26 protein-coding genes are annotated in these 23,242 nt (G+C 63.1%); 8 read left to right on the top strand and 18 right to left on the bottom strand.

Going from position 1 to position 23,242, the window contains the following annotated elements:
• Positions 1-34: 34 nt before the first annotated feature.
• The 3 genes from nusB to ribBA all read right to left on the bottom strand — a co-directional run bounded on the left by nusB (position 35) and on the right by ribBA (position 2,241).
• The gene (nusB, locus tag ACIQWO_RS20015) at positions 35-487 is read right to left on the bottom strand and encodes a transcription antitermination factor NusB (RefSeq protein ID WP_233328677.1); all 453 of its coding nucleotides are present in this window, start codon (positions 485-487) and stop codon (positions 35-37) included.
• Positions 487-996, bottom strand: coding sequence for a 6,7-dimethyl-8-ribityllumazine synthase (ribH, locus tag ACIQWO_RS20010; RefSeq protein ID WP_402827942.1), 510 nt, complete (start codon positions 994-996; stop codon positions 487-489). Before ribH ends, nusB begins: the two co-directional genes overlap by 1 nt.
• Positions 997-1,119: 123 nt before the next feature.
• Complete coding sequence (gene ribBA, locus ACIQWO_RS20005; RefSeq protein ID WP_150810584.1) at positions 1,120-2,241, bottom strand: bifunctional 3,4-dihydroxy-2-butanone-4-phosphate synthase/GTP cyclohydrolase II; 1,122 nt, start codon at positions 2,239-2,241, stop codon at positions 1,120-1,122.
• 145 nt (positions 2,242-2,386) lie between these two features.
• On the opposite strand from ribBA, the gene ACIQWO_RS20000 reads away from it, so the two are divergent.
• Both ACIQWO_RS20000 and ACIQWO_RS19995 read left to right on the top strand, forming a co-directional pair.
• Positions 2,387-2,719: a helix-turn-helix transcriptional regulator gene (locus ACIQWO_RS20000; protein ID WP_150660065.1), complete on the top strand. Its 333-nt coding sequence runs from the start codon at positions 2,387-2,389 to the stop codon at positions 2,717-2,719.
• A gap of 2 nt (positions 2,720-2,721) precedes the next feature.
• On the top strand, positions 2,722-3,219 hold the full coding sequence (locus ACIQWO_RS19995; protein WP_150738804.1) for an SRPBCC family protein: 498 nt from the start codon (positions 2,722-2,724) through the stop codon (positions 3,217-3,219).
• Positions 3,220-3,332: 113 nt separating this feature from the next.
• On the opposite strand, the gene ACIQWO_RS19990 is transcribed toward ACIQWO_RS19995, so the two are convergent.
• The 6 genes from ACIQWO_RS19990 to ACIQWO_RS19965 form a co-directional block, all read right to left on the bottom strand.
• Positions 3,333-4,034 (bottom strand): ABC transporter ATP-binding protein, encoded by a 702-nt coding sequence (locus ACIQWO_RS19990; RefSeq protein ID WP_402827935.1) that lies wholly within the window; start codon positions 4,032-4,034, stop codon positions 3,333-3,335.
• On the bottom strand, positions 4,034-4,801 hold the full coding sequence (gene livG, locus ACIQWO_RS19985; RefSeq protein ID WP_402827932.1) for a high-affinity branched-chain amino acid ABC transporter ATP-binding protein LivG: 768 nt from the start codon (positions 4,799-4,801) through the stop codon (positions 4,034-4,036). Before livG ends, ACIQWO_RS19990 begins: the two co-directional genes overlap by 1 nt.
• Positions 4,798-6,072, bottom strand: a complete 1,275-nt coding sequence (locus ACIQWO_RS19980) for a high-affinity branched-chain amino acid ABC transporter permease LivM (RefSeq protein WP_402827930.1) — start codon at positions 6,070-6,072, stop codon at positions 4,798-4,800. Before ACIQWO_RS19980 ends, livG begins: the two co-directional genes overlap by 4 nt.
• A gap of 8 nt (positions 6,073-6,080) precedes the next feature.
• Positions 6,081-7,004 (bottom strand): high-affinity branched-chain amino acid ABC transporter permease LivH, encoded by a 924-nt coding sequence (livH, locus tag ACIQWO_RS19975; protein ID WP_044454576.1) that lies wholly within the window; start codon positions 7,002-7,004, stop codon positions 6,081-6,083.
• Positions 7,005-7,108: 104 nt separating this feature from the next.
• Positions 7,109-8,221, bottom strand: coding sequence for a branched-chain amino acid ABC transporter substrate-binding protein (locus ACIQWO_RS19970; protein WP_402827926.1), 1,113 nt, complete (start codon positions 8,219-8,221; stop codon positions 7,109-7,111).
• Positions 8,222-8,691: 470 nt separating this feature from the next.
• Positions 8,692-9,597 (bottom strand): LysR substrate-binding domain-containing protein, encoded by a 906-nt coding sequence (locus tag ACIQWO_RS19965; protein ID WP_402827923.1) that lies wholly within the window; start codon positions 9,595-9,597, stop codon positions 8,692-8,694.
• 129 nt (positions 9,598-9,726) lie between these two features.
• Between ACIQWO_RS19965 and ACIQWO_RS19960 the strand changes: the two genes are divergently transcribed.
• From ACIQWO_RS19960 to ACIQWO_RS19950, 3 genes are read left to right on the top strand one after another with little or no spacing between them, the layout of a single operon-like run.
• The gene (locus tag ACIQWO_RS19960; RefSeq protein ID WP_039400297.1) at positions 9,727-9,936 is read left to right on the top strand and encodes a tautomerase family protein; all 210 of its coding nucleotides are present in this window, start codon (positions 9,727-9,729) and stop codon (positions 9,934-9,936) included.
• Entirely contained in the window at positions 9,936-10,766 is an 831-nt protein-coding gene (locus ACIQWO_RS19955) for a 2-keto-4-pentenoate hydratase (RefSeq protein ID WP_402827919.1), read from the top strand. The genes ACIQWO_RS19960 and ACIQWO_RS19955 overlap by 1 nt, the downstream gene beginning before the upstream one ends.
• Positions 10,763-11,524 carry a 2-keto-4-pentenoate hydratase gene (locus tag ACIQWO_RS19950; protein ID WP_150810587.1) on the top strand — a complete coding sequence of 254 codons (762 nt, stop codon included), beginning with the start codon at positions 10,763-10,765 and terminating at the stop codon, positions 11,522-11,524. The genes ACIQWO_RS19955 and ACIQWO_RS19950 overlap by 4 nt, the downstream gene beginning before the upstream one ends.
• Positions 11,525-11,647: 123 nt before the next feature.
• On the opposite strand, the gene ribD is transcribed toward ACIQWO_RS19950, so the two are convergent.
• The 5 genes from ribD to hemL form a co-directional block, all read right to left on the bottom strand.
• On the bottom strand, positions 11,648-12,745 hold the full coding sequence (gene ribD / locus ACIQWO_RS19945) for a bifunctional diaminohydroxyphosphoribosylaminopyrimidine deaminase/5-amino-6-(5-phosphoribosylamino)uracil reductase RibD (protein ID WP_402827914.1): 1,098 nt from the start codon (positions 12,743-12,745) through the stop codon (positions 11,648-11,650).
• Between the two features lie 14 nt (positions 12,746-12,759).
• A complete protein-coding gene (locus ACIQWO_RS19940) occupies positions 12,760-13,308 on the bottom strand; it encodes a TPM domain-containing protein (RefSeq protein ID WP_402827911.1) in 549 nt (182 codons plus the stop codon).
• A gap of 5 nt (positions 13,309-13,313) precedes the next feature.
• Positions 13,314-14,207: a TPM domain-containing protein gene (locus tag ACIQWO_RS19935; protein ID WP_402827908.1), complete on the bottom strand. Its 894-nt coding sequence runs from the start codon at positions 14,205-14,207 to the stop codon at positions 13,314-13,316.
• Between the two features lie 10 nt (positions 14,208-14,217).
• Positions 14,218-14,832: a LemA family protein gene (locus ACIQWO_RS19930; RefSeq protein ID WP_039400290.1), complete on the bottom strand. Its 615-nt coding sequence runs from the start codon at positions 14,830-14,832 to the stop codon at positions 14,218-14,220.
• A 98-nt stretch (positions 14,833-14,930) separates the two neighbouring features.
• Entirely contained in the window at positions 14,931-16,235 is a 1,305-nt protein-coding gene (gene hemL / locus ACIQWO_RS19925) for a glutamate-1-semialdehyde 2,1-aminomutase (protein ID WP_402827904.1), read from the bottom strand.
• A gap of 148 nt (positions 16,236-16,383) precedes the next feature.
• Here hemL and rnk point away from each other — a divergent pair, with 148 nt between their 5' ends.
• Positions 16,384-16,809, top strand: a complete 426-nt coding sequence (gene rnk, locus ACIQWO_RS19920) for a nucleoside diphosphate kinase regulator (RefSeq protein WP_150738798.1) — start codon at positions 16,384-16,386, stop codon at positions 16,807-16,809.
• 83 nt (positions 16,810-16,892) lie between these two features.
• Here the strand turns inward: rnk and ACIQWO_RS19915 are convergent, their stop codons facing one another.
• Positions 16,893-17,495 (bottom strand): phosphatase PAP2 family protein, encoded by a 603-nt coding sequence (locus ACIQWO_RS19915; protein ID WP_402827900.1) that lies wholly within the window; start codon positions 17,493-17,495, stop codon positions 16,893-16,895.
• 581 nt (positions 17,496-18,076) lie between these two features.
• On the opposite strand from ACIQWO_RS19915, the gene ACIQWO_RS19910 reads away from it, so the two are divergent.
• Together ACIQWO_RS19910 and mgtA are read left to right on the top strand one after the other, a co-directional pair.
• Positions 18,077-18,271 carry a hypothetical protein gene (locus tag ACIQWO_RS19910; RefSeq protein WP_402827897.1) on the top strand — a complete coding sequence of 65 codons (195 nt, stop codon included), beginning with the start codon at positions 18,077-18,079 and terminating at the stop codon, positions 18,269-18,271.
• A 74-nt stretch (positions 18,272-18,345) separates the two neighbouring features.
• Positions 18,346-21,087, top strand: a complete 2,742-nt coding sequence (gene mgtA, locus ACIQWO_RS19905) for a magnesium-translocating P-type ATPase (protein WP_402827895.1) — start codon at positions 18,346-18,348, stop codon at positions 21,085-21,087.
• Positions 21,088-21,170: 83 nt separating this feature from the next.
• On the opposite strand, the gene ACIQWO_RS19900 is transcribed toward mgtA, so the two are convergent.
• The 3 genes from ACIQWO_RS19900 to dapA form a co-directional block, all read right to left on the bottom strand.
• Positions 21,171-21,674 (bottom strand): hypothetical protein, encoded by a 504-nt coding sequence (locus ACIQWO_RS19900; RefSeq protein WP_402827893.1) that lies wholly within the window; start codon positions 21,672-21,674, stop codon positions 21,171-21,173.
• An 80-nt stretch (positions 21,675-21,754) separates the two neighbouring features.
• Positions 21,755-22,282, bottom strand: a complete 528-nt coding sequence (locus tag ACIQWO_RS19895) for a hypothetical protein (RefSeq protein WP_402827890.1) — start codon at positions 22,280-22,282, stop codon at positions 21,755-21,757.
• A gap of 57 nt (positions 22,283-22,339) precedes the next feature.
• Positions 22,340-23,221, bottom strand: a complete 882-nt coding sequence (dapA, locus tag ACIQWO_RS19890; RefSeq protein WP_174990219.1) for a 4-hydroxy-tetrahydrodipicolinate synthase — start codon at positions 23,219-23,221, stop codon at positions 22,340-22,342.
• Between the last annotated feature and the right edge of the window lie 21 nt (positions 23,222-23,242).

Here is a 23,242-nt window from a genome sequence, read left to right as displayed (position 1 = left end):
GGGAGGACGGGGGGGGCTTACGTACGTTGGAACGTCAGGCGCTCTTGCCGCGACCGCCGTTACGGTTCGCTGCGACTTCCGCCGGGCGAACCTCGGCGGCGAACTTGTCGAGCACACCGTTCACGAAACGGTGACCGTCCGGTCCGCCGAACGTCTTCACGACTTCGACCGCCTCGTTGATCACCACACGGTACGGCACGTCCTGAAGATGAATCAGTTCGTACGCACCTGCGATGAGCGCGGCATGTTCGATCGGCGACAGCTGTGCTGCCGGTCGGTCCAGATGCGGCTGGAGTTGCTCCGACAGGGCGTCGGCCTCGCGGATGCTGCCGTACAGGACAGCTTCCAGCAGGACCTGATCCGCCTTGTCGTAGCCTGGGGTGGAGCGCAGGTGAGCATCGATCTCACTCGCGTGGCCGCGCGAAATCAGCCATTGATACACTCCTTGCAGCGCAAATTCGCGCGCGCGGCGCCGTGCACTCTTCATTACCGATCTTCCTCTTCTTCGTCTTCATCCTCTGCATCGTCGCCACTCAACATGTCGATGGCTTCAAGCAGATTGGCCATTTCCACCGCCACGCGAGCCGCATCGCGGCCCTTCTCGGCGGCGCGCACTTCGGCCTGTTCGTCGTTTTCGGTCGTCAGCACCGCATTGGCGATGGGAATACCGAAATCGAGACCGATGCGCGTAATGCCAGCGCCGCTTTCGTTCGACACCAGCTCAAAGTGATACGTCTCGCCGCGGATCACCGCGCCGAGTGCGATGAGCGCGTCGAACTGGCCGCTTTCGGCCATCTTCTGCAATGCCAGCGGAATTTCCAGCGCGCCGGGCACCGTCACGAGCAGCACGTCTTCGCCGTCGACGCCCAGGCGGTCGAGTTCGGCCACGGCTGCAGTGCGCAGTGCGGTGCAGACCGCGTCATTGAATCGTGCTTGCACGATGCCCACGCGCAGGCCTTCACCGTCGAGTTCCGGCTGGTATTGTCCGATTTCCATAATGGGCTTCCTCAAAAAAGTACCGTCCAGGCGGTGCGGCCAACGTGATGCCAGCATGCCCGAGACAGGCAATGCTCGGCAAGATGACGCCCCGCTACAGACGGGACGCCGATACTAGCTAACTCAGGCAGTCGCGGCGCCGGGCATCGGTTGGAAACCGGTGACCTCAAGGCCATAACCTGCCATGTTGGGAATCTTGCGCGGGCTCGACAGGACTCGCATTTTACCGACACCCAGCTCGCGCAGGATCTGTGCGCCAACGCCGTGCGTGCGGAAGTCCACAGGGCGGCGCTTGGCGCGTGCGGCCTTCTCGGTTTCGTCGAGTGCTTCGAACTGGTTGAAGAGATGCTCGGGCGTCTCGACGCAGTTCAGCAGCACGACCACGCCTTTGCCTTCTTCGGCAATCGCCTTCATCGCACCGGCCAGCGTCCACGAGTGGGTCGACACGCCGGTCTCCAGCAGGTCCATCACCGACAGCGGTTCGTGCACGCGCACCAGCGTCTCTTCGTCGGGCGACGGCACGCCGCGCACCAGCGCCAGGTGCGGATTGCCGCTCGGCTTGTCGCGATAGAGCGTGGCCTGGAAGGGGCCCCATGCTGTCTGCATCTCGCGCGACGACACCGTCTCGATCATCGATTCGGTACGGCTGCGGTAGTGGATAAGATCGACGATGGTGCCGATCTTGATGTTGTGCTGCTCGGCGAACTCCAGCAACTGCGGCAGACGCGCCATCGTGCCGTCGTCGTTCATGATTTCGCAGATGACGGCTGCAGGCGTGAGTCCGGCCATCGCCGTCAGGTCGCAACCGGCTTCGGTGTGACCGGCGCGCACCAGCACGCCGCCGGGTTGCGCCATGATCGGGAACACGTGACCCGGCTGGACGATATCTTCAGGGCGAGCGTCGCGCGAAATCGCCGTCTGCACCGTATGGGCGCGATCGGCGGCGGAGATGCCCGTGGTCACGCCTTCGGCGGCTTCGATCGACAGCGTGAACGCCGTGCCGTACTGCGTGCCGTTGCGATACGTCATCAGCGGCAGGTTGAGCTGCTTGCAGCGCGCTTGCGTGAGCGTGAGGCAAATCAGGCCACGACCGTACTTCGCCATGAAGTTGATGGCTTCGGGCGTTGCGAATTCGGCTGCCATGACAAGGTCGCCTTCGTTTTCACGATCTTCCTCGTCAACGAGGACAACCATGCGGCCGGCCTTGAGCTCGGCAATGATTTCTTCTGTAGTGGCCAACGGCATAGCGGCAACGCGGGGCTCAATTTGGAAAGGCTCTATTCTACGCCAAGCCGGTGCGCGGCTGCGTCCGATCTAGCGCATCGGGCAAAGGAAAAGCGTCAATACAAAGGTCTTGACCTAAGTAATTGCGGTGACTATAGTTAGGCACATGGCTAACCAATCCATCCCCCTCGATCGAATCTTTCAGGCGTTATCCGATCCCACACGTCGTGCGGTCGTCGAGCGCCTGACGTTGGGCCCGGCGTCCGTGAGCGAACTGGCGCGTCCGTTTTCGATGGCGCTGCCGTCCTTCTCGCAGCATCTGAGCGTGCTCGAGGAGAGTGGGTTGGTCGTCTCGCGTAAGACCGGACGCGTGCGGACTTACGCGCTGGAGACCGAAACGCTGGCGGGCGCACAGGATTGGCTCCAGTTGCAGCGCGACAAGTGGACGCGCCGCCTCGACCAACTCGATAACTATCTATTGCAGATGAAGGAGACGTGAAGATGAGCCAACCCAACCTGTTCTCGGTGGACCCGAAGCTGGACCTGGTGCTGGAGCGCTATGTCGACGTGCCGTGCGAGCGCGTCTGGGCCGCGTGGACACAGCCGGAGCATCTCAAGAAGTGGTTCACGCCTGCCCCTTGGCAAACGGTCGAGTGCGAAATCGATCTGCGTCCGGGCGGTCTGTTTCACACCGTCATGCGTTCGCCGGAAGGGCAGCAGTTCCCGAACGTCGGTTGCTATCTGGAAGTGGTCGAGAACTCGCGACTTGTGTGGACGAACGCGGTGCTGCCCGGTTTCCGTCCCGCGCCTGCACCGGTGGCCGAACACGGTGGCTTTCAGTTCACCGCAGCCGTGCTGATGGAGACGCAAGGCAAGGGCACGCGCTACACGGCGATTGCCATGCACGGCAACGAAGCCACGCGTGCGCAGCACGAAGCCATGGGCTTCCACGACGGTTGGGGCAAGGCGCTGGATCAGCTGGTCGATCTGATGAAGTAACGCGGCGGACGTCATCGACCGCAGACGTATGAAAAAAGGGGATGTGCCCGAGAGCACATCCCCTTTTTGTTGTGCGTCACATCGGTCTGATGAATGACCGCGCGACCGACGGATCAGGCACCCAGATAAGCGCGCTTGATGTCGTCGTTGGCGAGCAGGTTGTCGGCCGAATCGGCGAGCACGACGCGCCCGGTTTCGAGCACGTAACCGCGATCGGCCACATGCAGCGCCTTGTTCGCGTTTTGCTCCACCAGAAACACCGTCACGCCTTCTTCGCGAATCGCACGAATGATGTCGAAGATCTGCGCGATCACGAGCGGTGCGAGGCCGAGCGTCGGTTCATCGAGCAACAACAGACGCGGACGGCTCATCAACGCGCGCCCGATGGCGAGCATCTGCTGTTCGCCGCCGGACATCGTGCCTGCGCGCTGTTTGCCACGCTGTGCGAGCCGGGGGAACAGCTTGAAGACGTGATCCATGCCAGCATCGATTTCGTCTTTGGACGCGAAGAAGCCGCCCATCTTCAGGTTTTCGATGACGGTCAGGCTCGGAAACACGCGACGGCCTTCCGGCGAAATCGCCATGCCCATGCGCATGATTTCGTGCGTCGGACGGTTGGTGATGTCGTTGCCCTCGAACATGACGCGACCGCTCGACGCACGGGGCGTGCCGCACACGGTCATCATCAGCGTGGTCTTGCCTGCGCCGTTGCTGCCGATGAGCGTGACGATCTCGCCCTTGTTCACTTCGATAGACACGCCCGCAAGCGCCTCGACGGCCCCGTAATGGGTGTGGATCTGTTCCAGCTTGAGCATTATTCCTCCCCGAGGTAGGCCTTGATGACGCGCGGATCGTTGCGCACCTCGTCGGGCTTGCCGGTCATGATCGGCTTGCCGTGTTCCATCACGAGAATCCGGTCGGAGACCCCCATCACGAGACTCATGTCGTGCTCGATGAGCAGCACCGAAATGCCGAACTCGTTACGCAGGTTGTCCACGAGTTGCTGCAACTCGACCTTCTCCTGCGGGTTCAGACCGGCAGCCGGTTCGTCGAGCATCAGCAGACGCGGCTCGGTGATCATGCATCGCGCGATCTCGAGGCGGCGCTGGTGGCCGTACGACAACGTACCGGCTTCGCGGTTGGCGACCGGCGTGAGACCCAGACGATCGAGCCACATCTTCGCGCGCTCAAGCGCTGTGCGCTCCGAGCGACGGAACGCGCCCGTCGAAAGCAGCCCTTGCAGAAAACCGGTGTGCACGGTCATGTGCTGCGCGACGAGCAGGTTCTCCACCACCGTCAACTGACGGAACAGGCGGATGTTCTGGAACGTGCGCACCAGACCACGACGCGCCACCATATGGCTCGGCAAGCCGGTGATGTTGTCGCCGTCGAGCACGATCGATCCGCCCGTGGGACGGTAAAAGCCCCCCACGCAGTTGAAGACGGTCGTCTTGCCTGCGCCGTTCGGACCGATGATCGCGAAGACTTCGTTCTTGCGGACGTCGAACTCGACGCCGTCGACAGCCAGCAGACCGCCGAAGCGCATCTGCAGGCCGGAGAGTTTCAACAGTTCTGCACTCATTGCGGCAACTCCACATGCGGGCGGGTGGCGGGCAGCAGACCTTGCGGACGCCACATCATCATCAGCACCATCACCAGACCGAAGATCAGCATGCGGTACTCGGCAAAGTCACGTGCCACTTCCGGCAGAATCGTCAGCAGGATGGCCGCGAGAATCACACCGATCTGCGAGCCCATGCCGCCGAGCACTACCACGGCGAGAATCAGCGCCGATTCGATGAACGTGAACGACTCCGGCGTAACCAGCCCCTGACGTGCAGCGAAGAACGCCCCGGCCAGACCCGCGAACGATGCGCCCAGCGTGAATGCCGAGAGCTTGATGCGCGTGGGGTTCAAACCGAGCGAGCGGCAGGCGATTTCGTCTTCGCGCAGGGCTTCCCACGCGCGACCGATCGGCATGCGGATCAGGCGGCTCGTGACGAACAGCGTGAAGCCGACCAGCGCGAACGCGAGCAAATACAGCCAGATCACCATATGACCGCCGCTGTAATCCAGCCCGATCAGTTCATGGAACGTCTTCGCGCCTTCCACACTCGACGAGCGCGCCATTTCGAAGCCGAACACGCTGGGCTTAGGAATGCCCGACACGCCGTCCGGACCGCCGGTCAGGCTCGTCAGGTTGTTGAGCAGCAGACGAATGATTTCACCGAAGCCTAACGTCACGATGGCGAGATAGTCACCGCGCAGACGCAGCACCGGGAAGCCCAGCAGGAAGCCGAACGTTGCCGACATCAGCGCGGCGAGCGGCAGGCATTCCCAGAAGGTCAGGCCGAAGTACTGATTGAGCAGCGCGTACGTGTACCCGCCGACGGCGTAGAAGCCGACGTAGCCCAGATCGAGCAGACCGGCGAAGCCCACGACGATGTTCAGCCCGAGACCCAGCACGCAGTAGATGAGGGCGAGCGTGGCGACGTCCACTGCGCCGCGCGAGCCGACGAACGGCCACACGAGACCGACGGCGAGCAGCACCCACATGGCGGTCAGTTGCTGACGGCGTCCCATCGTGGGCATCGTCGGCAGCTTCACCGCGCGCTTGGTGCGGATCAGGAACGGCTTGATCAACTGGAACACGAACACGATGGCGGTCGCGATCCAGACCGGACGCCAATGCTGTTCGAGTACAACCTTGTAGCCGTCGAGCTTCAGTTGCAGGCCCAGGATGGGGGCCGTGAGGATGATCGTCACGATTGCGGCGATGACCGCACCCTTGAGCGTCTCTCCTGCCGGCGCACGGCTGGCGGCGCCGGACTTCATGGTGAGTTGTTGTGTCATGGTCGACCTCAGACTTTCTCGACGTCAGGCTTGCCCAGCAGGCCGGTCGGGCGGAACAGCAGCACCAGCACCAGCAGGCAGAACGCCACGATGTCCTTGTACTCGGAGGGCATGTAGCCCGAGGCGAGCGTCTCCGCCAGGCCCAGCAACACGCCGCCCAGCATGGCGCCGGGAATGCTGCCGATACCGCCCAGCACCGCTGCCGTGAAGGCCTTGATGCCAGCGATGAAGCCGATGTACGGATTGAGCTTGCCGATGGTCAGGCCGATCAGCACACCGCCCACGGCCGCGAGCATGGCGCCGAGAATGAACGTGAACGAGATCACGCGATTCGTATCGATGCCGAGCAGGTTGGCCATGCGCATGTCCTCGGCGCAGGCACGGCAGGCGCGGCCCATGCGCGAGTTAGCGATGAACAGCGTGAGCAGAATCATCAGTGCCACCGTCACGCCCACGATCAGCATGCGAGCGTAGGGAATCGTCACGGTGAAGTCGCCCATCGGAATATCGATGGCGCCGGAGATCAGCATCGGCACGGAAACATCGCGTGCACCCTGACCGATCTGCACGTAGTTCTGCAGGAAGATGGACATACCGATCGCAGAGATCAGCGGTCCGAGACGAGGTCCGCCGCGCAGCGGGCGATACGCCACCCGCTCGATCGCGAAGCCGTAAAGGCCCGTGACCAGCACCGATACCAGCAGCGCTGCACCCAGCACGAGCGGCAAGGGGTAGCCCGCCGCCGTTCCGATTGCAGTCAGTGTGACAAGCCCGACATAGGCGCCGATCATGTAGATCTCGCCGTGGGCAAAGTTGATCATGCCGATGATGCCGTAGACCATTGTGTAGCCAATGGCAATCAGCGCGTAGATCGCGCCCAGCGTCAGGCCATTGACCAGTTGCTGGGCAAGCTGTGGGAAAAATTCGTTCATGCGGGAAGCCTCGCGACTAGCGGGGGCCGAGCGCGAATGCGAGCCGCCCGCCGGGGTCGGCGGGCGGCTGGGGGTGATTCGCTGGCCAGTAAAGCGTCAGGGAATCAGTTGGCTGCGGTCTTGGTGGCGTCCTTGTGCCAGGTGAAGACCACGAACTTGAACGACTTCAGATCGCCAGCGGCGTCATACGCCACCTTGCCGATCGGCGTGTCGAACGTGTTGGCATGGAGGTACTTCGCCACCTTTTCCGAGTCGGTGCTCTTCGCGCCAGCGATGCTCTTGGCGATCAGTTGCACGCCCGTGTAGGCCGGCATCTGGAACGGACCGTTCGGATCGCGCTTGGCGTCGGCGAAGGCCTTCACCAGCTTGGCGTTGGCCGGGTCGGCAGCGAAGTCGTCCGGCAGCGTCACGAGCATGCCTTCCGAAGCCGGGCCGGCGATAGCCGTCACGTCCTTGTTACCCACGCCTTCCGGTCCCATGAACGTGGCCTTCACGCCTTGCTCACGTGCCTGACGCAGCAGCAGACCCATTTCCGGGTGGTAGCCGCCGAAGTAGACGAAGTCCACGCCTTGCGCCTTGAGCTTGGTAATGACAGCCGAGTAGTCCGAGTCACCCGCGTTGATGCCTTCGAACAGCACGACCGGCACCTTGGCGGCGTCCAGATCCTTCTTCACCGACGTGGCAATACCCTGACCGTACGACTGCTTGTCGTGCAGCACGGCAACCTTCTTCGGCTTGACCTTGTTGATGATGTACTGAGCGGCTGCCGGACCTTGCTGGTCGTCACGGCCGATCGTACGGAAGATGAAGTGGCGCTTCTTGCCTTCGGTCAGCTGCGGTGCGGTGGCCGACGGCGTGATCATCACGACGCCTTCGTTTTCGTAGATGTCCGATGCCGGGATCGTCGAGCCCGAGCACACGTGACCGATCACATACTTGATCTTCTGGCTGACGATCTTGTTGGCGACGGCGACAGCCTGCTTCGGCTCGCATGCGTCATCCATGAACACGGCTTCGAGCTTGTTGCCGTTCGCACCGCCAGCTGCGTTGACTTCTTCAATCGCGGTCAGCGCACCGGCCTTGACCATGTCGCCGTACTGAGCAACCGAGCCGCTGAACGGGCCGGCGATGGCGATCTTGACGGTCTCTGCATTGGCAGCCGTTCCGAGGAGGGCGAGAGCAGCGGCAACGAACAGGGATTTGTGACGAAACTGCATTGTGGACATCTCCTTGATTTGTATTTTTTGACTACCTCGTGGTGCGGTAGCCTTAATCGACTGCTAAACCTGGTCGGTATTGGATCCTTCAAACCGCTGGCGGCCTGAACGATGCGCCATAGTAGCGTAATACGCTCTTTAATAGAAACAGGTATCCTGAGTCCCCCCGAAACCCGCATGGATAAAGGATTTCAAAAGGGTCATAAGAAAAAAATAAGAGTCGTCACAGCGATTCTCCGTAGTACTACGCAGATTGGAAAATCGGCGAATGTCACGTGAATCGACAAATGAGGGCCACGTTGAATGGATGTGTCGAAATAGGCGTCAGGACATTTTGGATACAATCCGGCGCGCATTGAAATCCAATCGTTGGTACTTTGCATTCAGCCGCGCCGATGCTTCGAATCACATCTATGACGACATCTGTGCCACCGTATCCGTGCACATATATCTATGAATAGACGCCAGCCTTACATCGGCAGCGGGTGACGCCGGGTGCGCGACGCGCGGATCAGCGCGAGAAACGCGGCGAGAATAGGCGAATCGTCGTCGCGCCGGTACATGCAATTCAGTTCGATGGAACGTAGCCGCTGCGATTTCAACGGCCGATACACCACACCGGGCAATCGCAGATTCGCCGCCGACTCGGTCGTGACGCACACGCCGAAGCGACTCGCCACGAGTGCAATCGACGTCACCACATCCTCCACCTCCTGCTCCACGCGCAGCGTCACGCCTTCGGCGCGGAACGCGGCCGCCACTTCTTCTGCGAGTCCGGGCACCGGCGCGTTCGGGTAGAGAATCATCCGCTCGTTGTCGAGATCGCCGAGCGTGAGCGATGCGCGCTTGCAAAGCGGATGCCCTTCATACAGCGCAACCAGAAACGGCTCGCGGTGAATCCAGTCGACGACCAGATCCGGCTCATCCGGAATCAGACGGTTGAAGCCGATGGCAATCCGCCGTTCGCGCAGCGCCGCGATCTGTTCCGTCTTCGACAGGTTGTGCAGGCCGATCTTCACTTCGGGGCGCTCGGTATGGAAGTCTGCGAGCAGTCGCGGGATCACATTGAGAATGCCGGAACTGAAGATGCCGACGTCGAGCCGCCCGATATAACCGTCACCCGCCAGTCGCGTCTGTTCTTCCGCCCGACGCGTGAGCGAGAGGATGTTCGGCACCTCAGCGAGCAGCGTTTGCCCGGCGGCGGTCAGCGTCGCGCCTTTGGGCGTGCGCACGAAGAGCGCCGTGCCCAGTTGCGCTTCCAATGCGTGGATGTGACGAGTGAGCGGCGGCTGCGCCATGTTCAGCCGCTCGGCGGCGCGTCCGAAATGGCCTTCCTGCGCCACGGCGAGGAAGTACCGCATTTGCTTGATATCCATGATTCCGTGCTCCAACTCAATACCGAAATAGTATCGGAATCTGGAAATTTGGTATTGGACGGTATCTCGTCGCGGGCGCATCATCCCTGCACGAAGCCGCTCTATCGAGCAATTTCAGGAGACAGCATCATGCCAATCGTACATATCAACCTGATCGAGGGCCGCGATGACGCTGCCGTCAAGGCCTGCGTGAAGGCCGTGGCGCGCACCGTGCACGAGACGCTCGGCGCGCCGCTCGAATCGATTCGCGTCTTTGCGACGCAGGTACCGGCCGCCCACTGGGCCGTGGGCGAGCGCACGAAAGACGAGCCGGCAGCGCCGGCCAAGGCGGGCGCGTAATGAGCCACGCCATCCAACGCGACGCCGCCACTCAGGCGCGTCTCCAGCAGGCCGCCGACGCGCTGCTCGAAGCCGAACGCTCGCACCGCTTCATCGCCCCGCTGCGTGACACGTTTGCACCGCTCACCATCGACGACGCCTACGCCATCCAGCGCATCAACACCGAGCGACGCCTCGCGGCTGGCCGTCGTATCGTCGGCTGCAAGATCGGTCTGACGTCGGTCGCTGTGCAGAAGCAACTCGGCGTCGATCAGCCTGACTTCGGCCTGTTGTTCGACGACATGGGCTATGGCGACGGCGAACCGATTCCGGCCTCGATCCTCACGCAACCGAAGATCGAAGCCGAGATCGCGTTCGTGATTGGCCGCGATCTGAACGTCGAAAATCCGGGCCAGCTGGATGTGCTGAATGCCATCGAGTACGCGTTGCCCGCGCTGGAAATCGTCGGCAGCCGCGTGGCCGACTGGAATATCCGTATCACCGACACGATTGCCGATAACGCATCGTCGTCGGCTTATGTGATCGGCAACACGCCGAAGAAGCTCTCGGAATTCGACGTCCGCATGTGCGGCATGGTGCTTGAGCGTCGCGGCGAGCCGGTCTCGGTCGGCGCAGGCGCGGCCTGTCTGGGCAGCCCGATCAACGCCGTGGTGTGGCTCGCGCGCACGATGGCTGCGGTGGGTACGCCGCTCAAGGCGGGCGATCTGGTGCTTTCGGGCGCCCTCGGTCCGATGGCCGCCGTCACCCCGGGCGATATCTTCGAGACCCGCATCAATGGCCTGGGCTCGGTCCGCGCCGTCTTTGAACCTGCCAGCGAGGCTGCACGATGAGCCACATCAACGATTACGCCAAGCTGCTCGACGACGCAGCGCATTTCGCCCACGAAGTCGAACAGTTCGACACCGATAACCGTTTGTCGCTCGACGACGCCTATGCCATTCAGGCCGCCTCGCTGGCGCGCCGTGCCGAGCGTGGCGAGACGCGCGTCGGCGTGAAGATGGGATTCACCAGCCGCGCGAAGATGATTCAGATGGGGCTGTCCGATGTGATCTGGGGGCGTCTGACGTCCGGCATGCAGATCGAAGAGGGCACGTCCATCGACTTCAAGCGTTACGTGCATCCGCGCGTCGAGCCGGAAATCGCCTTCATTCTGAAGAAGCCGCTCGAAGGCAACGTTACCGGGCCGCAGGCGCTGGCAGCGGTCGAGGCAATCGCACCGGCCATCGAGATCATCGACTCGCGCTACAAGGACTTCAAGTTCACGTTGCCGGAAGTGATTGCCGACAACGCGTCGTCCAGCGGCTTCGTGATCGGCGCGTGGCATAGCCCGCATGTCGATTTCTCGAATCTGGGGCTGGCGATGTCGATCAACGGCCGCACTGTGCAGGTCGGTTCGACGGCGGCGCTGCTGGGTCATCCGCTGCGCTCGCTCGTGGCGGCGGCGCGTCTGTCGGCGGCGGCTGGCGAACCGTTGCAGGCGGGCTGGATCGTGATGGCGGGCGGCGCGACACCGGCCGAGTACATCCAGCCGGGTCAGTACGTGTCGGTCGAGATGGAATCGCTCGGTCGCGTGGGTTTCCACGTCTGAGGCATTAGGCGGTGAGTGCGGCAGTCGTTTCCGCCGTGCCATGAAAAACGGGGCGCGCCACATGGCGCGCCCCGCTTTCTATTTCTGCGATCCGATCGCTGTCGGTCTCGCTTCAGTCCCGCTTCAGTCCCGCTTCACCCGGGCCATCACGCGCAGATCGGTCTCGATCATGCGCACGTCGGTGAACGTCAGCGCGAGCTTGTCGTCGAGCGAGGTGAGGGCGGGCAGGTTGAACATGCCTTGCGCGTCGCCGACGATGCTCGGCGCGAAGTACGTCAGCAGTTCGTCCACGCACCCTTCGCGCAGCAGCGAACCGTTGAGCTTGTAACCGGCTTCCACGTGGATTTCGTTGAACTGACGCTCGCCCAGCGCACGCAGTAGTGCGGGCAGTTCGACCTTGCCGCTGGCGTTGGGCAGATCGAGCACGTCGACGCCCAGATCGTGCAACCGCGCCACACGATCCGCATCGCCGTTGGCGCAAACTACAAGCGCGTTGCCACCGGCCAGCACCTTGGCGGTCGGGGCGATGTCCAGACGGGAGTCGACGACGATACGCAGTGGCTGACGCGTCGTCTCCACCTCGCGCACCGTCAGCGACGGATCGTCTTCGCGCACGGTGCCGATGCCCGTGAGAATCGCGCAGGCGCGTGCGCGCCATGCATGGCCATCGGCGCGTGCGGCCGGGCCGGTCAGCCACTGACTCACGCCGTTGTGCAACGCCGTCTTGCCGTCGAGACTCGCCGCCACTTTCATGCGCACCCACGGCGTGCCGCGCGTCATGCGCGCGATGAACCCGATGTTCATCTCGCGTGCTTCGTTCTCCAGCAAACCGCAGCGCACGTCGATACCGGCGTCGCGCAGCATACCCAGACCACGCCCGGCGACGAGCGGGTTGGGATCTTCCATTGCGGCGATCACACGCTTTACGCCCGCTTCGATGAGCCCCTTGGCGCACGGCGGCGTGCGGCCGTAATGGCTGCACGGTTCCAGCGTGACGTAGGCCGTCGCGCCGCGCACCGATTCGCCGCGCACACGCGCGTCCTTCATGGCCTGCACTTCGGCGTGATCCTGCCCGGCGGGCTGGGTGAAGCCTTCGCCGATGACACGGCCGTCCTGCACGATGACGCAGCCCACGCGCGGGTTCGGCGTCGTAGTGAACATCGCGCGCTCGGCCAGGGCCAGCGCACGGCGCATGTAGTCAAAATCCTGATCGGAAAACATGAGACGTGAGATCGTCAGAGCATCAGCGGCCGGTCGGTCAGCGCATTGTCCGGGGCTGCGCCAGCACGGGCTGGCAGGGATTCGCGCGCAATGCCGCGCAGGGTGTTCAGTGCGTCGAGCACGCTCTGGACGTAGCGTTCATCGCGAAACCCGGCGCTCATCTGCTTCACGACGGCTTCCCACTTGGCATCGTCCACCAGCGCATTGACGCCCTTGTCGGCGATCAGCTCGATATCGTGATCGGCGATGTTGATGTACAGCAGTATGCCTGTGCGCTCGCTAGTATGCGCGACACCCAGATGGTGAAACAGTTGAACGGCGCGTTGACGGCACGTTTGCCCACGCCACACGTTGGCGAGCGGCATGGCCGCTTCGATCACCAGCCGGATTTCACAACGATGCTCCGATTCGGATTCGCGGATCGAGGCTTCGAGCGTGTCGAGTGCGTTGTCGGGGAATAGCCAGCGGGCATGCGCGCGCCAGGTGCCTGCGTGACGCAGCCAGCGCGACACATCGTGCGGTTTCGGATGCAGTGCGACTGCCGGTTCGTGTGCTGTCGTCATCGTCTTCACCAGTTGCCGGACGAGCCGCCGCCGTCGAAACCGCCGCCGCCGCCAAAACCACCACCGCCACCCCCGCCGTCGAAGCCGCCGCCGTCGTTACGTCCCCAGCCACCGCCGAGTCCACCGCCGATGCCGCCACCAATACCACCGATGCCACCGAAACCACCGGGGCCGATGCGTCCGCGCTGACCGGTGAGCACGCGCGAGCGCGGGTCGTTGGGGTCGCTCGGCAAGCCGGGACCGCTGAAGCGCCGACGGCCTTCCATGATCACCACCATCGCGATGATGAAGACGATGAAGAGCAGCGGCAGAAAATCGGACAAATCGGAGTGCGGTGCGCGTGTGGACGGCAGATTCGGTGCGGGCAACGCCTCATTGTTCATGGCCGCCTGTACCGCCGCCGTCCCCGCCGCGATGCCACCGAAGAAGTCGCCATTGCGGAAGTACGGTGCCATCACGTCGCGCAGAATGCGGCCCGAAATGGCGTCGGTGAGCGAGCCTTGCACGCCGCGTCCGACCTCAATGCGCATCTTGCGCAGGTCGTTCGGGTTGTCCTTCGCGATGAGCATGATGACGCCATCGTCCACACCCTTGCGGCCCGCCTTCCAGGCGTCGGCGACACGGATGCTGTACTGATCGATGGTCTCGGGCGCGGTGCTCGGCAGCATCAGCACGAAGATCTGGCTGCCGCGTTGCTGCTCGTATTGCGCGAGCTGCGCCTCAAGTGCGTTGCGCTGCTCGGCGGTGAGCGTGCCGGTCAGATCGGTCACGCGCGCCGTCAGAGCAGGCACCGCCACCAGCGCTTCTGCGCTTGCGGGCAGCGCCAGCCAGCACAGACTGGCCAGCGCGAGTGCCCACAACGCCCACACAAAGCGCTTCGGTTGCATGAGCGCTGTCATTGCCGCGGCCTCAGAACTTGACGGCCGGTGCCGTGGAAATGGCCTTCTCGTTATCCACGGTGAAGTTCGGCTTCGTGCCGTAACCGAACATCTTGGCTGTCAGATTGTTCGGGAACTGACGCACATACACGTTGTAGTCCTGTACGGACTGGATGTAACGATTGCGCGCAACCGTGATGCGGTTTTCCGTGCCTTCGAGCTGCGATTGCAGGTCGCGGAACAGGCCGTCCGCCTTCAGGTTCGGATAGTTCTCCGAGACGGCCATCAGGCGCGAGAGTGCGCCCGAGAGCTCACCCTGCGCTTGCTGGAAGCGCTTGAACGCTTCGGGATCGTTGAGCGTCTCCGGCGTGACCGTGATGCTCGTCGCCTTGGCGCGGGCGTTGATCACTTCGGTGAGCGTGGCCTGCTCGTGCGACGCGTAGCCCTTGACCGTGTTCACCAGGTTCGGCACCAGATCGGCACGTCGCTGGTACTGGTTGACGACCTCGCTCCACGACGCTTTGACCGCTTCGTCCTTGACCTGAATTTCGTTGTATCCGCAGGAGGACAGCAGCGACGCGAGCAATCCCAGCGCGAGCCATCGCACCCAGGACTGACGACGAAGGATCGGCAGTAGCATTTGCATGACGTTTTCCCCTTGTTATGACCGGACGGACATCCGGCAGACTGCGCAAAACGTGGCACGAACCACAGTGCAAATGGTAGGCGAGCTTGCGGACGCGATCACGCAATCGTCCCAAACGCGTCGCGCGCGGCGTCAATCGTCGCATCGATGATCGTGTCGTCGTGCGTGGCCGATACGAAACCGGCTTCGAACGCGCTCGGTGCGAGGTAGACGCCGCGATCGAGCATGGCGTGGAAGAACTTGTTGAAGCGCGCGACGTCCGACGTCGTCACTTCGGCAAAGCTCTGCGGCACGTTGGCGCGGAAGTACAGACCGAACATGCCGCCGACGCTGTCGCCGGAGAACGGCACACCGGCGGCCTGCGCGGCATCGACAAGACCGCTCACGAGCTTCGAGGTGCGCTTGGCGAGATCCTCGTAGAAGCCGGGGGCTTGAATCAGCTTGAGCGTGGCGAGCCCGGCGGCGACTGCCAGCGGGTTACCCGAGAGCGTGCCCGCCTGATAGACGCCTCCGAGCGGTGCCAGATGCGACATGATGTCGCGGCGCCCACCGAATGCGGCTGCGGGCATGCCGCCACCGATCACCTTGCCCAGACACGTCAGGTCGGCCGTAATGCCGTAAAGCGCCTGCGCGCCGCCCAGACCGACGCGGAAACCGCACATCACTTCGTCGAAGATCAGCACGGCGCCGTGCGCGGTGCACAGCTCGCGCAGCGTCTGGAGGAAGTGACGCGAACCGCGCACGAGATTCATATTGCCCGCGACCGGCTCGACGATCACGGCCGCGATCTCGCCGCCCTGACCGGCGAACAATTCACGCAGCTGTTCGACGTTGTTGTATTCGAGGACGAGCGTGTCGCGCGTGACTTCGGGCGGCACACCGGCCGAGGACGGCGCGTTACGCGTGGAGTCGGCAAACGTCAGCAGACCCGAACCGGCCTTCACCAGCAGGCTGTCGGCGTGACCGTGGTAGCAGCCTTCGAACTTGACGATCTTGTTGCGGCCCGTAAAGCCGCGTGCCAGACGCAGCGCGCTCATCGTGGCTTCGGTGCCCGAGGACACCAGACGCACTTGCTCGATGGACGGCACGAGACGGCAGATTTCTTCGGCCATCACGACTTCGGCTTCCGTCGGTGCGCCGAAGCTGAAGCCTTGCGACATGGCCGTTTGCACGGCGGCGACGACGTCCGGATGCAGGTGGCCGACGATCATCGGGCCCCACGAGCCGATGTAGTCGATGTAGCGCACGCCTTCGGCGTCCCACATGTAGGGGCCTTGTGCGCGGGCAATGAAGCGCGGCGTGCCGCCGACCGAGCGGAAGGCGCGCACGGGCGAGTTCACACCGCCGGGAATGGTTTGCTGGGCGCGCTCGAACAGCGCGACATTCGTAGTGTTTTCGGACATGACTTCAGCTTTGCGGCGCATAGGCCTATTCACCTTAATGCGTCGATTCTAGCGGATGGCGTCAAAGTCCGGGACTTCTCGCGGCCGGGGGCTTCTGTTAGATTGAAGGCAACTTTCTCAACGCCAAGGAAATTCAAGGCCCTTCGACATGTCCACCGTCAACGCACAACGTCCTTCGATCACTGTCTCGTCTCTCGACCTCGATCGTCTTTATTCGGTCATCGAGAATGCGCCGCGCACGGCCCTGCCGTATGTGGAGGCACTCGAAACAGAGCTCGCCCGGGCGAGCGTCGTCGAGCCGGAGCAAATGCCGGCCGATGTCGCCACGATGAATTCGGTGGTGCGCTATCGCGATCTGAGCACGCAGCAGGAGCACCGCGTGACGCTCGTGTATCCGCAGCATCTCGCCGCCACGGAAAACGGCATTTCGGTATTGGCGCCGGTCGGCAGCGCGCTGCTGGGCTTGCGTGTTGGTCAGTCGATTCACTGGCAAGTGCCGGGCGGTCATCTCATCGAGCTGGAACTGCTCGGCCTCGACTACCAGCCTGAAGCCGCTGGCGAATATCACCGCTAATTCCCTTCTCCGCAGCACCATTGGGAGATTCGGATCTCCCGAGTCTCCCAGTCATCTCCCCCGCAAGTCCTGCAATTCCCCGCTCAGCGACGCAGCCAGCCGCGCGAAATCGGCCATGCCATCAGGCGACGATAGATGCCTTCGAGAATCGCTGCGACGATACGGCTCGTCTCGCGCGCGCTCGCCGTGCGCATGATGAGCGCGACGACCAGCGACACGACCAGCGCGCCCACCATATCGACCGGCCAGTGCACGCCGAGGTAGATGCGCGCCCAGCACACCGGCAGCGCGCAAATCAGAAGGAGCTTGCCGAGCAGACGCGGCGTGCGGGCCACCGTACCCATCAGCACGAACGCCGACGTGAACATGATCGAGCCATGATTGCTCGGGAAGGCGCTCGTCGGCGCGTGGGCGAGCAGATTCGTGCCGAGGCCGACGACGAACGGGCGCGGTTCGAACCAGGCGAGTCCGATGACGAAGTTGATCAGCAGCACGAACCCCACGCCCAGCAGGCCGTGCACCGCGCCTTCGCGGTCGCGTCCACCCGCGAGCCACAGCGTGACGAGGCCCACCGGCAGCAGCAGGATCAGATACTTGGCGATGAAGACGGCGATGGCCAATTCGCCTTCGCTCACATTGGGCGAGGCGTTGATCGCAAGAAAGAGGGCGCGGTTGAGCGAATCCATGAACTCCGGGGGGGACGAATGCCTGCCGGAGGCCGAGCGTGCGGCCGGACGCTTTAGCGGTGCCGGCGCCTCAACGGCCGCCGGTTGACGGTTTGTGACGATTGCGTGACAGATTCTGAATGACCCGTTGCCGCGAGGAAAGTGCCATTTGTCATCTTTTTGTAACACCTTGAATTGTCACTTTTCTTTCGACGCTCTCGGAGGTAGAATCGCGCCGTCATAGCTCTCAGGAGGTCCTTCCGTGGACAGTAGTTCTAGTGGTAGTTGCCGGTCGACCGAAGTCGACACCATCACCGCGAGTTAGTCCCCGGGATCTTCCCAGCCGCTAACTCGCATAGTCGGGTTGGCGCGCACCTCAGATGTACCTGTCGAATGCCTTCACCCTTTCGCCGCAGCACTCGCGCGACGAAGGGTTTTGTTGGGTCGTACCGATAGCGTCCGTCTTTCGTAGCACGCTCCCTTATTAAGTCTTACGTCTGCCGTTCGGGCTGCCCCGTCGTGCGTGTGCGTTCGCGTGTTTTGCATGAAACGCGAACCCGCCGCTCACGTCGGCCAGGTGCCGTGCGGCCGGGAGATTCATCGTGTTCCGTTACTCCATGACCCTGCGCGGAGGCAATCCGCAAGCCCTGATGCTGCCGTCCCAGTGCCTGCATCACTACCACGTCGATCCGCATGCCGACGTCGCCCATGATGTGGCGCGCACCGGTGTGCTGACGCGTGCCGGGCAATGGCTGCGTTCGTTCGTGCGCCATCGCGAGACGGCCAAGCAAGACTGACCCCGCGTCTTTCCGTCGTTACGTGAGGCGCCGGGGGTTCTCCGGTGCCTCGCAAGCCATTTCAGGATGTATCCATGCAACAAGCTCTCACGCTCAGCGAGCGACTGATTGCGGTGCTTGGCGCGCGCCTCGGCCTGCGCTTCTTCCGTCGCCGCGACATGCTCGAAACCCTCGATGCGCCAGCGCATGGCCACGAGGCACCACCCGGTCTGGTCGAAGCCGCACGCGACGCCGGGCCGGACCTGCTTGCGCGTCTGCGCACCACGCGCGACGGGCTGTCCGACGACGAAGCCGCCACGGTGCGCGCGCACGTCGGCCCCAACGAGGTCGAGCATGAAAAGCCGCTGCCCTGGTGGCGTCATCTCTTTAACTGCTACCGCAATCCGTTCAATCTGCTGCTCACTGCACTGGCCGCTGTGTCTTACGCGACCGACGACACCGAGGGAACGATCATCATCGCGTCGATGGTGATCATTTCCACGGTGTTGCGATTTGTGCAGGAAGCCCGCTCCAACAAGGCGGCGGAGAAGCTGAAGGCGATGGTGAGTACCACGGCGACCGTGCTGCGCCGTGCGCCGTTGATCGACGGCGCTGCCGAGCCGGAGAATGTGCGTCGCCTCGGACGCATGGGCCGTGAAATCGCGCTGGCGGACCTCGTGCCCGGCGATATCGTGCTGCTCGCAGCGGGCGACATGATTCCGGCCGACGTGCGCATCCTCACCGCCAAAGACCTGTTCGTCTCGCAGTCGGCGCTCACGGGCGAAGCATTGCCCGTCGAGAAATTCGCGCATCCGTGCGAGTCCGGCGGCAGCAACCCGCTCGCGTACGACAACCTCGCCTTCATGGGGACGAACGTGGTGAGTGGCTCGGCCACGGCCGTTGTCGTCGCCACGGGCGGTCGCACTTTCTTCGGCTCACTGGCGCAGCGCGTGACCGCGCAGCAACCGACCGTCACGTCGTTCCAGCAAGGCGTGAATCGTGTGTCGTGGGTGCTCATCCGCTTCATGCTGGTCATGACGCCCATCGTCCTGCTCATCAACGGCTTCACGAAGCACGACTGGCTCGAAGCGTCGCTCTTTGCGCTGTCGGTAGCGGTCGGCCTCACGCCCGAAATGCTGCCGATGATCGTGACGGCCACGCTCGCCAAGGGCGCGGTCGTGCTCTCGCGCAAGAAGGTGATCGTCAAACGACTCGACGCGATCCAGAACTTCGGCGCGATGGATGTACTCTGCACCGACAAGACAGGCACGCTCACGCAGGACAAGATCTGTCTGGAACGTCACACCGACGTGTGGGGCAACTTCTCCGAAGACGTCCTCGAGTACGCGTACCTCAACAGCTTCTACCAGACCGGTCTGAAGAACCTGCTCGACGTCGCCGTGCTCAATCACGCCGAGTTGCATCAGCGTCTGGACGTGGTCAATCGCTATCGCAAGATCGACGAAATTCCGTTCGATTTCCAGCGTCGTCGCATGTCGGTGGTCGTGAGTGAGAACGGCGATCACCACGAACTGATCTGCAAGGGCGCAGTGGAAGAGGTGATGGCGGTGTGCAATCGCGTGCAGCATGGCGCGAATGTCGAACCGCTCACGCCGGACGTCCTCGCCCAACTGCGGCGCGTCACGGCGCATCTGAACGCCGAAGGGCTGCGTGTGGTGGCGGTGGCGACGCGGCATCTGCCGCCGGTACGTGAGAGCTACAACGTCGCGGACGAAAGCGAACTCATCCTCGTTGGCTACATCGCCTTCCTCGATCCGCCCAAGGAGTCGACGGCACCGGCCCTCAAGGCGCTGGCGGCGGCAGGCGTGGACGTCAAGGTGCTCACGGGCGACAACGATCTCGTCACGGCGAAGGTCTGCCGCGAAGTCGGTTTGCCGGTGACGGCCTGCGTGCTGGGCGACGACATCGAAGCGATGAGCGACGCCGAACTTGCCAAGACGGTCGAGCGCGCCAACGTCTTTGCGAAGCTCACGCCCGCGCACAAGGAGCGTCTGGTGCGCATGCTGCGCGCGAACGGTCACGTCGTGGGCTTCATGGGCGACGGCATCAACGACGCCCCGGCACTGCGTGCGGCCGACATCGGCATTTCGGTGGATACGGCGGTCGACATCGCCAAGGAAGCGGCCGATCTGATCCTGTTGGAAAAGAGTCTGATGGTGCTGGAGCAGGGCGTGATCGAGGGACGCCGTACGTTCGCGAACATGCTCAAGTACATCAAGATGACGGCCAGCTCGAACTTCGGCAATGTCTTCTCGGTGCTGATCGCGAGCGCATTCCTGCCGTTCCTGCCGATGCTGCCGTTGCAGTTGCTCACGCAGAATTTGCTGTACGACCTGTCGCAGACGACGATTCCGTTCGATAACGTCGATGCCGAACAACTGACGAAGCCGCAGCAGTGGAATCCGTCGGATCTGTCGCGCTTCATGGTGTTCTTCGGCCCGATCAGTTCGATCTTCGACGTGCTGACGTTCGTCGGGATGTGGCATCTGTTCGGTGCGAACAGCGCCGAGCATCAGACGTTGTTCCAGTCCGGCTGGTTCGTCGAAGGGCTGCTGTCGCAGACGCTGATCGTGCACCTGATTCGCACGCGCAGTTTGCCGTTCATTCAGAGTCGCGCCGCATGGCCGTTGCTGCTGATGACGGGCGCGGTGATGTTGATCGGCGTCATGCTGCCGCTGTCGCCGTTCGCCGAGACCTTCAAGATGCAGGCGCTGCCGCTTGCATACTTCCCGATGCTCGCCGCGATTCTGCTGGCATACGCCGTGCTCACGCAGTTGATGAAAGGCGTGTTCACGCGACGCTTCGGGTGGCAGTGACGCGGCGGCGGTAGCCGTCAAAGAAAGAAGCCAGCGGCGACTCGTTCACCGCTGGCTTTTTTCATGGGGCTTCAATATGAGGCTCAATCGTCGACCCAGGTGCCCGACGGCCGGTCGAAGTGTTGCGAACGCGGCGCGAAGACGTCGCGTGCGTCGTCGAGTTCGAGGGTGACGTCGAGCGCGCCATCGTTGTCCTTCTTCGCACTGCCGAGCGGATCGTTGCAGCATAGCCACAGCGACACGTCCTTTGGCATGCCTTCGACGCGGAACGACTTCTGATTACCGACGAGGAACGGCTCGCCGTTCTCGCCGAAGCGTCCGACGAGTTGCCCCATGAGGGCGTCGTGGCCGTGATACGGATACCCGTCGTCGCCGGAGACTTTGTGCAGATACGTCGCACCGGAGTTGGGTGTGCGGCCGTTGGCGTCGCGACGTCCGAACTTGCGGTCGTCCGTGCGTGTGCACCACTCACCGGACGCTCGCAGAATGACTTTCGGTGCGCTCTGCGCTCCGACCTTGTATCCCGTGTCCTGCCAGCCCTCGGTGGCGTACACCTTCATGCGCTTGTTGATGCGATCTGTCGTCATGACAACGCTCCATAGTTGACGGGGGGCCAAGAATGGATCGCCGACGGGTTGCCATCGGCGCTTTGCTACGCAATCTGCTGTCAGTTCGAGTGTAGACGCATCGCCTTGTCCGTCATCCCATAAGGACGGAGGCCTGCCTCCAAACGGCGATTGGGCGAGAGCGCGATGCCAAGCTCGGCGTACAGCTCGTCGAGCGCCTCGCGGGTGCCGACGAGCAACGCCGTCGTCTGCCCGCTGATGTCCGTGACCACGCTCACCAGCGTTCCCCCCTGAGACGTCTCGCGCGCAGCGACGAATTGCGTCGACGTGAGCGCGGCGAGTGTGGCGAAGCGCTCGGCCTGCACCAGACCGCTGATCTGGAAGACCGGTTGCGCCGCGCCCGTCGAACGAGGCGCAAAGCGGATGTTGACGCCGTCGCTACGCACACCCAAGGCGGCGAACAGTTTGTCTCTGCCTTGTGCGCCGAGCGCGCAGTGATCGCCGTGCACCCAGCGCGATATCGTGTTGCCGGTGATGCCGGTCGCGTAAGCGAGCCTTGCCAGCGTGGTGCCCGAGAGCTTGATCAGCAGACGGGCGACGGTGCGGTGACGCCGTTCGATCTCATCCATTGCGAGTGTCCTGTCAGGTGCGGTCATGAACCACGTCGGGGCGGCATGCGCTCGATATCAGAACGCCATCGTGACTTCCAGTTGCGCGTCGATGTCCTTGCGAAGCGCGGCGGTGCACGGCATGAGCGGGCGGCGCACGGTGTCCTGGCAGAAGCCCAGCGATGCGAGGGCCGCTTTGATCGCTACCGGGTTTGGCTCGGAGAACAGTCGCCTGATCAGCGGTTTCATGCCGTTGAAGAGTGTGTTCGCGTGATCCATGTCGCCTTCGCGCACGTAGCGCATCAGCTTGAGATAGAGGTCCGGGCGCACGTGTGCAGCTGCCGAGATACATCCGACGGCACCGGCGCGCAGCGCGGGGAGGATCTGCATGTCGTCGCCGCACAGCACGCGCATCGTCACTTGCGCGGGCAAGTGGGTGAGCGGGTGCGCATCGCACTCCTTGATGGCGGCGAACGACTCGTGCGACGCCAGTTCGCGAATCGTGTCCACGCCGAGCGTGACGCCGGTGCGCAGCGGCACGTTGTACAACACGAGCGGCTTGCGCGTACCGGCGGCAAGCGTGCGGTAGTGCCAGAGAATGCCTTCCTGCGAGGGGCGCAGGTAGTACGGCGGCGGGACGAGATAACCGGCGAGCGGCAGGTCGTCGAGACTGCGGATCTGACGCGCTGCATTCGTCGTGTCGGCCGCACCGACACCGGCGAGCACTGGCGCGTGTCCGTGGGCGAGGTGACAGGCGGTCTCGACGAGACGGCGGCGCTCCTCATCGGTGAGCAGCGTGCCCTCTCCGGTAGTGCCTGCGACCACGAGGCCGTTCACGCCCGCCGCGAGGTAATAGTCGACCAGACGGGCAAACGCGTTGTAGTCGATCTGGGCGCCATTGGCGCCGGACATGGGCGTGACGAGCGGAACCCACACGCCTTCGAAGATGGCTGTGTTCATAACCTGAAGCATCGGTAGTGG

The organism is Pandoraea sp. NPDC090278, assembly GCF_044772185.1.
GTDB lineage: Bacteria > Pseudomonadota > Gammaproteobacteria > Burkholderiales > Burkholderiaceae > Pandoraea.
The sequence above is the reverse complement of the archived record's forward strand: the minus strand, read 5'-3'. Positions and strand labels throughout refer to the sequence as shown.

What these genes read in the sequence shown, in the direction of transcription:
- ACIQWO_RS19930 (WP_039400290.1), bottom strand. Translation starts at nt 14,832, where the DNA reads ATGCAAATGCTACTGCCGATCCTTCGTCGTCAGTCCTGGGTGCGATGG.
- nusB (WP_233328677.1), bottom strand. Translation starts at nt 487, where the DNA reads ATGAAGAGTGCACGGCGCCGCGCGCGCGAATTTGCGCTGCAAGGAGTG.
- ACIQWO_RS19915 (WP_402827900.1), bottom strand. Translation starts at nt 17,495, where the DNA reads ATGGATTCGCTCAACCGCGCCCTCTTTCTTGCGATCAACGCCTCGCCC.
- ACIQWO_RS19980 (WP_402827930.1), bottom strand. Translation starts at nt 6,072, where the DNA reads ATGACACAACAACTCACCATGAAGTCCGGCGCCGCCAGCCGTGCGCCG.
- ACIQWO_RS19950 (WP_150810587.1), top strand. Translation starts at nt 10,763, where the DNA reads ATGAGCCACATCAACGATTACGCCAAGCTGCTCGACGACGCAGCGCAT.
- ACIQWO_RS19970 (WP_402827926.1), bottom strand. Translation starts at nt 8,221, where the DNA reads ATGCAGTTTCGTCACAAATCCCTGTTCGTTGCCGCTGCTCTCGCCCTC.
- livG (WP_402827932.1), bottom strand. Translation starts at nt 4,801, where the DNA reads ATGAGTGCAGAACTGTTGAAACTCTCCGGCCTGCAGATGCGCTTCGGC.
- hemL (WP_402827904.1), bottom strand. Translation starts at nt 16,235, where the DNA reads ATGTCCGAAAACACTACGAATGTCGCGCTGTTCGAGCGCGCCCAGCAA.
- mgtA (WP_402827895.1), top strand. Translation starts at nt 18,346, where the DNA reads ATGCAACAAGCTCTCACGCTCAGCGAGCGACTGATTGCGGTGCTTGGC.
- ACIQWO_RS19965 (WP_402827923.1), bottom strand. Translation starts at nt 9,597, where the DNA reads ATGGATATCAAGCAAATGCGGTACTTCCTCGCCGTGGCGCAGGAAGGC.
- ACIQWO_RS19990 (WP_402827935.1), bottom strand. Translation starts at nt 4,034, where the DNA reads ATGCTCAAGCTGGAACAGATCCACACCCATTACGGGGCCGTCGAGGCG.
- ACIQWO_RS19940 (WP_402827911.1), bottom strand. Translation starts at nt 13,308, where the DNA reads ATGACGACAGCACACGAACCGGCAGTCGCACTGCATCCGAAACCGCAC.
- ribD (WP_402827914.1), bottom strand. Translation starts at nt 12,745, where the DNA reads ATGTTTTCCGATCAGGATTTTGACTACATGCGCCGTGCGCTGGCCCTG.
- ACIQWO_RS19995 (WP_150738804.1), top strand. Translation starts at nt 2,722, where the DNA reads ATGAGCCAACCCAACCTGTTCTCGGTGGACCCGAAGCTGGACCTGGTG.
- ACIQWO_RS19900 (WP_402827893.1), bottom strand. Translation starts at nt 21,674, where the DNA reads ATGACGACAGATCGCATCAACAAGCGCATGAAGGTGTACGCCACCGAG.
- livH (WP_044454576.1), bottom strand. Translation starts at nt 7,004, where the DNA reads ATGAACGAATTTTTCCCACAGCTTGCCCAGCAACTGGTCAATGGCCTG.
- ACIQWO_RS19955 (WP_402827919.1), top strand. Translation starts at nt 9,936, where the DNA reads ATGAGCCACGCCATCCAACGCGACGCCGCCACTCAGGCGCGTCTCCAG.
- ribH (WP_402827942.1), bottom strand. Translation starts at nt 996, where the DNA reads ATGGAAATCGGACAATACCAGCCGGAACTCGACGGTGAAGGCCTGCGC.
- ribBA (WP_150810584.1), bottom strand. Translation starts at nt 2,241, where the DNA reads ATGCCGTTGGCCACTACAGAAGAAATCATTGCCGAGCTCAAGGCCGGC.
- ACIQWO_RS19895 (WP_402827890.1), bottom strand. Translation starts at nt 22,282, where the DNA reads ATGGATGAGATCGAACGGCGTCACCGCACCGTCGCCCGTCTGCTGATC.
- ACIQWO_RS20000 (WP_150660065.1), top strand. Translation starts at nt 2,387, where the DNA reads ATGGCTAACCAATCCATCCCCCTCGATCGAATCTTTCAGGCGTTATCC.
- dapA (WP_174990219.1), bottom strand. Translation starts at nt 23,221, where the DNA reads ATGAACACAGCCATCTTCGAAGGCGTGTGGGTTCCGCTCGTCACGCCC.
- rnk (WP_150738798.1), top strand. Translation starts at nt 16,384, where the DNA reads ATGTCCACCGTCAACGCACAACGTCCTTCGATCACTGTCTCGTCTCTC.
- ACIQWO_RS19960 (WP_039400297.1), top strand. Translation starts at nt 9,727, where the DNA reads ATGCCAATCGTACATATCAACCTGATCGAGGGCCGCGATGACGCTGCC.
- ACIQWO_RS19935 (WP_402827908.1), bottom strand. Translation starts at nt 14,207, where the DNA reads ATGACAGCGCTCATGCAACCGAAGCGCTTTGTGTGGGCGTTGTGGGCA.